Origin of the sequence: Nonomuraea terrae, from assembly GCF_004348995.1 — a bacterium.
GTDB lineage: Bacteria > Actinomycetota > Actinomycetes > Streptosporangiales > Streptosporangiaceae > Nonomuraea > Nonomuraea terrae.
On sequence record NZ_SMKQ01000109.1, the window covers coordinates 19137 to 28351 of the forward strand.

Consider the following 9215-nt stretch of genomic DNA (forward strand, 5'->3'; position numbering starts at 1 on the left):
TTGACAAATGCCCCCACGCCCGCAGTGCGTTAGAGTTCGCGAGACGGCAGGATTCTGTCCGGCTCGTTTGACATGAGACTTCAGATGGCAGATCCCCGCACCATCGCTTACTCACATCGCCGTAAAGGCGCGCAGGAGGGACCGTGCTGACCGCGTTTACCCGGGCGTTCCGGACACCGGACCTGCGCAAGAAGTTGCTCTTCACCCTGGGCATCATCGCGCTGTTCCGTCTCGGCTCGGTTCTTCCGACCCCGGGAGTCCACGTCCAGAACCTCGCCGCCTGTTTCGACCAGGCCCGTGCCGGCGAGACCGGCAACATCTACGGGATGGTCCAGCTGTTCAGCGGCGGCGCGCTGCTGAAGCTGTCAGTGTTCGCTCTGGGCATCATGCCGTACATCACCGCGAGCATCATTCTCCAATTGCTCGTCGTCGTGATCCCGCGGCTCGAGGCTCTCAAGAAGGAAGGCCAGGCGGGCCAGACCAAGATCACGCAGTATACGCGTTATCTGACCATCGGTCTCGCCGTCCTGCAGTCCACCGCCTTCATCGCGCTCGCGCGCACCGGCCAGCTGTTCCCGAACTGCCAGCAGAACGTTCTGCTCGACCCCGACAACATCTTCGGCATCGTCACGATGGTCGTCATCATGACTGCCGGCACCTCGGTGATCATGTGGCTCGGTGAGCTCATCACCGACCGCGGCGTCGGCAACGGCATGTCGATCCTGATCTTCACGCAGATCGTGGCGGTCTTCCCGTCCGAGCTGGCCAACATCTTCCAGGCGAACAAGTTCACCTTCGCGGTCGTCATGGTCGTCGGCGTCTTCATGATCGCCGCAGTCGTCTTCGTCGAGCAGGGCCAGCGGCGCATCCCGGTCCAGTACGCCAAGCGCATGGTCGGCCGCAGGATGTACGGCGGCACGTCGACCTACATCCCGCTGAAGGTCAACCAGGCGGGCATCATCCCGGTCATCTTCGCCTCCTCGCTGCTCTATCTGCCGCAGCTGCTCACCTCGCTGTTCCAGACGAGCGACAACGCGGTGATCGCGTGGATCTCGCAGAACCTCGCCACGGGTGACACCCCCATCTACATGGCGTCGTTCTTCCTCTTGATCGTCTTCTTCACGTACTTCTACGTGTCCATCACGTTCAACCCCCCTGAAGTCGCCGACAACATGAAGAAGTACGGTGGTTTCATTCCGGGCATTCGCCCCGGCCGTCCGACGGCTGAATACCTGAGTTTCGTGCTCAACCGCCTGACGGCGCCTGGCGCGCTGTATCTGGGTCTCATCTCCATGGTCCCGATCGTCGCCCTGGCGGTGGCCGGTGCGAGCCAGAACTTCCCGTTCGGAGGGACGAGCATTCTGATCATGGTTGGTGTCGGACTTGACACGGTGAAGCAGATCGAGAGCCAGCTGCAGCAGCGCAACTACGAAGGCTTCCTGCGGTAGTGCGTCTCGTTCTGGTCGGGCCCCCCGGAGCGGGTAAGGGGACGCAGGCCCAGTTCATCGCATCGAACCTGTCCATCCCGAAAATCTCGACAGGGGACATCTTCCGTGCCAACGTCTCGGGCGGCACGGACCTCGGCAAGCTGGCCAAGACGTACATGGACCGTGGCGACCTGGTGCCCGACGAGGTCACCATCGCCATGGTCCGCGACCGTCTGTCCGAAGACGACGCGCAGGACGGCTTCCTGCTCGACGGCTTCCCGAGGAACGTCGCGCAGGCCGAGATCCTGCGCGACATGCTCAAGGAATGGGGCCTGGCGCTCGATCTCGTGCTCGAACTGGTCGTCGACGACGACGAGGTGGTCAGGCGGCTGGCCGGTCGGCGCACCTGCAGCCAGTGCGGACGCATCTGGCACGTCGACTTCGACGACAAGAAGGACGACAGGTGCGACGCGTGCGGGGGCGCGCTCTTCCAGCGTGACGACGACAAGGAGGAGACCGTCAGGCACCGCCTGGAGGTCTACCAGCAGCAGACGGCGCCGCTGGTCTCCTACTACGCCGACGAGGACATTCTCGTGGGCGTCGACGCGACCGGCCCGGTCGAGGAGGTCACTCGGCGGGCGATGGAGGCGATCCGGCCGTACATGGCATAAGCCTCTTTTGACCGATTCGCGGAGGTGGCACGGGTTTCCGTGCCACCTCGCGGCTATTGTGGGGGGAATTGGGCCCCCATAGCGGCCCGTTGAGACCCAGGGGGACAGACGATGTTCAAACGAAACAGGCACGGGATCCAGATCAAGGCGCCGGAGCAGCTCGAGAAGATGCGCGCGGCGGGTCTCGTGGTGGGACGCACGCTCGACCTGCTGAAGCGTTCGGTGGAGCCCGGCATGACGCCGCTCGACCTGGACGTCATCGCCGAGAAGGCGATCAGGGACGCGGGCGCGGTCCCTTCGTTCAAGGGCTACCAGGGCTTCCCCGCCACCATCTGCGCGTCGGTGAACGACGAGGTGGTGCACGGCATCCCGACCGACGCCCGCAAGCTGCAGGAGGGCGACATCATCTCGATCGACTGCGGCGCGATCCTCGACGGCTGGCACGGCGACTCGGCCGTCACGGTGCCGGTGGGTGAGGTGGACCCGAAGCTGACCGAGCTGATGCGGGTCACCGAGGAGGCCATGTGGCGCGGCATCGCCGCACTGACGCCCGGCCGCCACCTGTCGGACATCGGCTACGAGGTCGAGCGGTACGTCAAGTCGCAGGGCCGCTACGGCATCCCCCCCGAGTACGGCGGCCACGGCATCGGCACCGAGATGCACATGGATCCCTGGATCGCCAACCACGGCAGGCCCGGCCGGGGCCCGTTGCTCGAAGAGGGCATGTGCCTGGCCGTCGAGCCCATGGTCAACCTCGGCACCGAGCGCACCCGCGTGCTGGCCGACGACTGGACCGTCGTGACGATCGACGGGAAGTGCTCCGCACACTTCGAACACAGCGTCGCCGTGACACATAATGGTCCTTGGGTGCTCACTGCCCTTGACGGAGGCGAAGAACGCCTCGCCCAACTGCAGAACTGACCCCCGGGAGTGGGTGGGATGGCGAACAGCCCCGAGATGCGAGCCTCCGACGCGGACCGCGATCGTGTCGCCGCCATCCTTCGCGAGCACACCGCTCAGGGACGCATCACGATGGAGGAGTTCCACGAGCGGTTGGAGCAGCTCTACGAGACCAAGACCTACGGTGAGCTCACCAAGCTGACGGCCGACCTGCCCGACGTCGACCTGCGTAACCTTCCGGCGAAGAAGTCGGCGGCGCCGGCGAAGAAAGAGGAGCAGCACGCCGGCATGCTGGCGGCGTGGGGCGCCTGGGCCGCGGCCAGCGGCGTCAACTGGGTGATCTGGCTCATCGTGAGCATCACCTCGGGCGATCTGATCTATCCCTGGCCGCTGTGGGTCATGGGCCCGTGGGGCGTGATCCTGCTGGTGAGCACCGTCTTCGGGGACAACAAGCCGAAGCGCTCGTAGACACGTGGCGGCGGGCTCGAGTGCGTGCCGGGTGGGGTAGACTGCTCTGTGGTTGTGTCAGGGCACCTGGCACGCGTTTCGCATTTTGTGCGCGGGTGTCGTACACTCCTTAGTCGGCTCACTATGACTATCACGCGTCGGCGGTCGTTGCAGACCGCCGCTCTCTTCGAAGCGTGAGGTCGCGGCTGCGTAGTGAACCGGAGCCTCAGACGACCGATCAGTGAAACGCGAGGAATTTTGGCCAAGAAAGACGGCGCCATCGAGATCGAGGGCACTGTGGTCGAGTCGCTCCCGAACGCCATGTTCCGGGTGCAGCTCGACAACGGCCATAAGGTCCTGGCCCACATCAGCGGACGGATGCGGATGCACTACATCCGGATTCTGCCTGACGACCGGGTTGTCGTTGAACTGAGCCCCTACGACCTCAGTCGCGGGCGGATCGTCTACCGATACAAGTAAGAACGTCTGAGGACACAGAGGACAATGAAGGTTAAGCCGAGCGTCAAGAAGATCTGCGACAAGTGCAAGGTGATCCGCCGGCACGGTCGCGTCATGGTGATCTGCGACAACCTGCGCCACAAGCAGCGCCAGGGCTAGTCGCCGCAAGGCTTCTCCGAGTCCGCCCCGGCAGGGAGCGGACTCGACGCATGAGAAGCCTGAAACAGTAGTCGCGTCTCACACCTGGGAAGGCGGGCCTCCAGAAGGTCCGAACCACTCGGGATACCCCCGGTCGGAGGCCGGGGCCCTCACCCCGGGCATTGGGGAGGGGTAGTGCGGCGCAAGACCTCCGCCACAACGAAGGAGAATGCCCGACCATGGCTCGCCTGGTTGGCGTCGACCTCCCCCGCGACAAGCGGCTGGAGATCGCTCTCACCTACATCTACGGAATCGGCCGCACCCGCGCCCAGGAGATTCTCCAGGCCACCGGCGTGAGCGGCGACCTGCGTGTGCACCAGCTCTCCGACACCGAGCTCGTCCCGATGCGTGACTACATCGAGGCGAACTACAAGATCGAGGGTGACCTGCGCCGCGAGGTCCAGGCCGACATCCGTCGCAAGATCGAAATCGGTTGCTACCAGGGCATCCGGCACCGCAAGGGCCTGCCGGTCCACGGTCAGCGCACGCAGACCAACGCGCGTACCCGTAAGGGCAAGAAGAAGACCGTCGCCGGCAAGAAGAAGCCCGGTAAGAAGTAGTCCTCGCAGCCGCGGGACCGAAGACCTCAGGAGTGAAGGCAAAGGATGCCTCCTAAGAGCCGTCAGGGTGCACCGAAGAAGGTGCGCCGCAAGGAGAAGAAGAACGTCGCTCACGGGCACGCCCACATCAAGAGCACGTTCAACAACACGATCGTCTCGATCACCGACCCGAACGGGAACGTGATCTCCTGGGCCAGCGCCGGCCACGTGGGTTTCAAGGGCTCCCGTAAGTCCACCCCGTTCGCCGCGCAGATGGCCGCGGAAAACGCCGCCCGCCGGGCCATGGAGCACGGCATGCGCAAGGTCGACGTCTTCGTGAAGGGTCCCGGCTCCGGTCGTGAGACCGCGATCCGCTCGCTGCAGGCCACCGGCCTGGAAGTGGGCTCGATCCAGGACGTCACCCCGGTTCCGCACAACGGCTGCCGCCCGCCCAAGCGCCGCCGCGTCTGACCCCAGGAGATACAGAGAAATGGCTCGTTACACGGGCGCGGACTGCAAGCTCTGCCGTCGCGAGAAGACCAAGCTCTTCCTCAAGGGCAGCAAGTGCGAGTCCGCCAAGTGCCCCATCGAAATCCGTCCTTACCCGCCGGGTGAGCACGGCCGCGGACGCCCCAAGGAGTCCGAGTACCAGCTTCAGCTTCGCGAGAAGCAGAAGACCCGCCGCATCTACGGCGTCCTCGAGAAGCAGTTCCGCAACTACTACGAGGAAGCCGCCGGCAAGAGCGGCAAGTCGGGTGAGGTGCTGCTCCAGATCCTGGAGAGCCGTCTCGACAACGTCGTCTACCGCGCCGGCTTCGCCCAGTCGCGTGACGCCGCCCGCCAGCAGGTGCGCCACGGCCACATCCTGGTGAACGGCAAGAAGGTCGACATCCCGTCGTACCGCGTTCGCGAGCACGACATCATCGAGGTCCGCGAGAACAAGCGCAACCTGCTGCCGTACGAGGTGGCTCGCGCCACCGCCGGCGAGCGCACCGTTCCCGCGTGGCTCGGCGTCGTGCCGGACAAGCTCCGCGTCCTGGTTCACCAGCTGCCGGTTCGCCAGCAGATCGACACCCAGGTCCAGGAGCAGCTCATCGTCGAGTACTACTCGAAGTAGTCGCTCGATCCTCTGGTCCGGGTGCGTTCGCGCGTACCCGGACTAGGCTGTTTATCGGAGTGGCGTCATATAGCGGGCGCCACACGAAAAAGGGGAGACCCACATGCTGATCGCTCAGCGCCCGACTCTTCTCGAAGAGTCGATCGACGACACCCGGTCCCGATTCATCATCGAGCCGCTGGAGCCGGGCTTCGGCTACACCATCGGCAACTCGCTGCGCCGCACGCTGCTGTCCTCCATTCCGGGCGCGGCCGTGACGAGCATCCGCATCGAGGGCGTGCTGCACGAGTTCTCGACCGTTCCCGGGGTCAAGGAAGACGTCACCGACATCATCCTCAACCTCAAGGAGCTGGTCGTCTCCTCCGAGCACGACGAGCCGGTCGTGATGTACCTGCGCAAGCAGGGCCCGGGTGAGGTCACCGCCGCCGACATCGCGCCTCCGGCCGGTGTCGAGGTGCACAACCCCGAGCTGCGCATCGCCACGCTCAACAGCAAGGCGAAGCTGGAGATGGAGCTGACCGTCGAGCGCGGTCGCGGCTACGTCTCCGCGGCCCAGAACAAGCAGCCGGGCCAGGAGATCGGTCGCATCCCGATCGACTCCATCTACTCCCCGGTGCTCAAGGTCACCTACAAGGTCGAGGCGACCCGAGTCGAGCAGCGCACCGACTTCGACCGGCTCATTCTCGACGTCGAGACCAAGGCCGCGATGAAGCCCCGCGACGCGGTGGCCTCCGCCGGCAAGACCCTCGTCGAGCTGTTCGGCCTGGCCCGTGAGCTCAACGTCGAGGCCGAGGGCATCGACATCGGCCCGTCGCCCACCGACGCCGCCCTGGCGGCCGACCTGGCGCTGCCGATCGAGGAGCTCAACCTCACCGTCCGCTCGTACAACTGCCTCAAGCGCGAGGGCATCCACACCGTGGGTGAGCTCGTGGCCCGCAGTGAGCAGGACCTGCTCGACATCCGTAACTTCGGCGCCAAGTCGATCGAAGAGGTCAAGCAGAAGCTGCACGAGATGTCGCTGGCGCTCAAGGACTCCCCGCCCGGGTTCGACCCGAGCGCGGTGGCCGGCGGTGGCTACGACGACGACGACAGCGCGTACGTCGAGACCGAGCAGTACTGACATCTTCCCCGCGGGGCCACTCGCGGGGGGAACGTAACGGCGCCGCGCCATGCGCGGCGCCGGCCCGACTCCGGTACCTGGTACGGCCGGGGCGGGTTAACCCACGAGGAGAACTGAAATGCCCAAGCCCACCAAGGGTGCACGTCTTGGCGGCAGCCCGGCGCACGAGCGGCTGATCCTGGCGAACCTCGCCACTGATCTGTTCCGCCACGGCAAGATCCGTACGACGGTCACGAAGGCCAAGCGCCTGCGTCCGCTGGCGGAGCGCCTGATCACCAAGGCGAAGAAGGGCGACATCCACAACCGTCGCCAGGTCCTGACCGTCGTTCGGGACAAGGGCGTCGTGCACCACCTCTTCACCGAGATCGCGCCGCAGTTCGCGGAGCGTCCCGGCGGCTACACCCGCATCACCAAGATCGGCGCGCGTAAGGGCGACAACGCCCCGATGGCGGTCATCGAGCTGGTGAGCGAGCCGCTGAACGCCGTCACGACCCGCAGCACCACGGAGCCCGCCGCGGCCGCCGCCCCGGCGCCGGCCGCGGAGGAGACCGAGGCTGCTGAGGCTCCGGCCGAGGCCAAGGCCGACGAGGCGACTGAGCCCAAGGCTGAGGCCCCCGCTGAGGCCCCCGCTGAGGAGGCCGGCGAGGCGAAGAAGGACGAGGCCTGATCTCACAGGCCGGTTTGAACGGGCCCGGCCCCCTCGCGGGGGTCCGGGCCCGTTTCCGTTTTCGGAGGAGGATCATCGTGGTACGGCTCCGTCTCGATCTCGCCTACGACGGGACCGACTTCTCGGGATGGGCCAGGCAGCCGGGGCGGCGTACCGTCCAGGGGGAGATCGAGCAGGCGCTCGGCCGGATCCTGCGGCTGGCGGAGCCCGCCATGCTCACCGTGGCCGGGCGCACCGACGCCGGCGTGCACGCGCGCGGCCAGGTCGCCCACGTGGACGTGCCGGAGGAGTCGCTGGCCGAGCTCGACGGCAACCGCGGGCCGCAGAGCGTCGATGAGCGGCTCTCTGCACTCGTGAGACGGCTTGGCGGGGTCTTGCCCCTTGATGTACGGGTTCGGCGCGTCTGTGTGGCTCCTGAGGGCTTCGACGCCCGTTTCTCGGCTCTCTTCCGGCGGTACGCGTACCGGGTGGGCGACGCGGCGGGCGGCGTCGATCCACTGAGGCGCCGTGAGGTCGTCTGGCACAATCGGCCGCTCGACCTCAGCCGGCTGAACGTGGCCGCCGCCCTGCTCCTCGGCGAGCACGACTTCGCGGCGTTCTGCAAGAAGCGCGAAGGCGCGACGACGATCAGGGAGCTGCAACGCCTCGACTGGGTACGCGAGCCCGACGGCGTGCTGGTGGCCACCGTCGTGGCGGACGCGTTCTGCCACTCCATGGTGCGGGCGCTCGTCGGGTCGCTGCTTGCGGCGGGCGACGGGCGGCGGCCGGTGGAGTGGCCCGGTGCGGTGCTCGCCCGGGCCGTCCGTGACTCCGGCGTGCACGTGGCGCCCGCGCACGGGCTGTGCCTGGAGGAGGTCGGCTACCCGTCCGACGCGGAGCTCGCCGCGCGGGCCGAGGCCACGCGGCGGGTGCGTACGCTCTCAGTCGTTGGTGACGCGGCGCTCCAGGACGAGTGACGTCTCGTCGCGGAACGCCCCGCTGACCTCGGGCAGCGTCTTCTCCTTGGAGGTCGGCGTGCGGCCGTCGGCGTGGGTGGCGTAGGTGAAGACGATGTAGCGGCCCCACACCAGGCCGGCCGCGTAGCCGCCCGCGATGTGCACGCGTTCGGCGCCCGAGTCCGCGGGGCCGGGCAGCGGGCGGAACCAGACGTTGCTGGAGAGGTCTTTCGCCTGGTCCGCGGCGGTCGCGGCATTCTTGTCGGGGAAGACGGCGATGCCCGTGGTGACCGCGTAGCGGCGCTTGCCGTCGACGTACGTGGCCCGCAGGACGCGACTGCACCCGTGCTCGTCGAGCGCGTCGGCGAACGCGCCCGTGGCCGCCTTCTCGCAGGTCGTCTCCAGCTGTGCCTTGACCCGGGTGAACGTCGCGCCCGCCGCCGTCACCTTCTTCTTCGGGAACGCCTCCGACAACGACAACGTCTGCGGGTCGGTCTTCTCGGAGTTGAGTACGGACGTGCCCGAGGCGTCAGCGGACGGGCCCGCCTCCGCCGAGGCCGGCGGCTGCGACGGGCTGGGGCGGGCGCCGGCCGTCGTCGGCCCTTGGGCGCTCACCGCCTGCCAGGCGAAGAAGCCGCCGGTCGCCACGCCGGCTAGCGCCAGCGCGCCCAGCGTGACGAGCAGCGCGCGCTTGCTCTTGCCGGGTGGCGGCGGTGGGGGCGGGGTCTGGAACGG

13 protein-coding genes are annotated in these 9215 nt (G+C 67.0%); 12 read left to right on the forward strand and 1 reads right to left on the reverse strand.

The features are described from left to right. The first annotated feature begins 143 nt into the window (after window positions 1-143). The 12 genes from secY to truA all read left to right on the forward strand — a co-directional run bounded on the left by secY (window position 144) and on the right by truA (window position 8501). Window positions 144-1448 carry a preprotein translocase subunit SecY gene (secY, locus tag E1286_RS28425; protein WP_132617266.1) on the forward strand — a complete coding sequence of 435 codons (1305 nt, stop codon included), beginning with the start codon at window positions 144-146 and terminating at the stop codon, window positions 1446-1448. Then, window positions 1448-2098: an adenylate kinase gene (locus E1286_RS28430; protein WP_132617268.1), complete on the forward strand. Its 651-nt coding sequence runs from the start codon at window positions 1448-1450 to the stop codon at window positions 2096-2098. Before secY ends, E1286_RS28430 begins: the two co-directional genes overlap by 1 nt. Before the next feature lie 111 nt (window positions 2099-2209). After that, window positions 2210-3019, forward strand: a complete 810-nt coding sequence (map, locus tag E1286_RS28435; RefSeq protein WP_132617270.1) for a type I methionyl aminopeptidase — start codon at window positions 2210-2212, stop codon at window positions 3017-3019. 18 nt (window positions 3020-3037) lie between these two features. After that, window positions 3038-3466 (forward strand): DUF1707 SHOCT-like domain-containing protein, encoded by a 429-nt coding sequence (locus E1286_RS28440; RefSeq protein WP_132617272.1) that lies wholly within the window; start codon window positions 3038-3040, stop codon window positions 3464-3466. A 237-nt stretch (window positions 3467-3703) separates the two neighbouring features. Next, window positions 3704-3925 carry a translation initiation factor IF-1 gene (gene infA, locus E1286_RS28445; protein WP_012887858.1) on the forward strand — a complete coding sequence of 74 codons (222 nt, stop codon included), beginning with the start codon at window positions 3704-3706 and terminating at the stop codon, window positions 3923-3925. Window positions 3926-3949: 24 nt separating this feature from the next. Next, window positions 3950-4063, forward strand: a complete 114-nt coding sequence (gene rpmJ, locus E1286_RS28450; RefSeq protein ID WP_003956441.1) for a 50S ribosomal protein L36 — start codon at window positions 3950-3952, stop codon at window positions 4061-4063. Window positions 4064-4281: 218 nt separating this feature from the next. After that, window positions 4282-4662: a 30S ribosomal protein S13 gene (gene rpsM, locus E1286_RS28455; protein ID WP_132617274.1), complete on the forward strand. Its 381-nt coding sequence runs from the start codon at window positions 4282-4284 to the stop codon at window positions 4660-4662. A gap of 45 nt (window positions 4663-4707) precedes the next feature. Continuing rightward, window positions 4708-5112: a 30S ribosomal protein S11 gene (rpsK, locus tag E1286_RS28460; RefSeq protein ID WP_020542285.1), complete on the forward strand. Its 405-nt coding sequence runs from the start codon at window positions 4708-4710 to the stop codon at window positions 5110-5112. Window positions 5113-5131: 19 nt separating this feature from the next. Beyond that, complete coding sequence (gene rpsD / locus E1286_RS28465; RefSeq protein WP_132617276.1) at window positions 5132-5758, forward strand: 30S ribosomal protein S4; 627 nt, start codon at window positions 5132-5134, stop codon at window positions 5756-5758. Between the two features lie 103 nt (window positions 5759-5861). Next, window positions 5862-6878: a DNA-directed RNA polymerase subunit alpha gene (locus E1286_RS28470; RefSeq protein WP_132617278.1), complete on the forward strand. Its 1017-nt coding sequence runs from the start codon at window positions 5862-5864 to the stop codon at window positions 6876-6878. 118 nt (window positions 6879-6996) lie between these two features. Next, window positions 6997-7545: a 50S ribosomal protein L17 gene (gene rplQ / locus E1286_RS28475; RefSeq protein WP_132617280.1), complete on the forward strand. Its 549-nt coding sequence runs from the start codon at window positions 6997-6999 to the stop codon at window positions 7543-7545. Between the two features lie 77 nt (window positions 7546-7622). Next, on the forward strand, window positions 7623-8501 hold the full coding sequence (truA, locus tag E1286_RS28480) for a tRNA pseudouridine(38-40) synthase TruA (protein ID WP_132617282.1): 879 nt from the start codon (window positions 7623-7625) through the stop codon (window positions 8499-8501). Here truA and E1286_RS48170 read toward each other — a convergent pair. Next, window positions 8466-9215: hypothetical protein (locus E1286_RS48170; protein ID WP_165969949.1), on the reverse strand; the 750-nt coding region annotated here is incomplete at its 5' end. The two genes, truA and E1286_RS48170, sit on opposite strands and share 36 nt — an antisense overlap.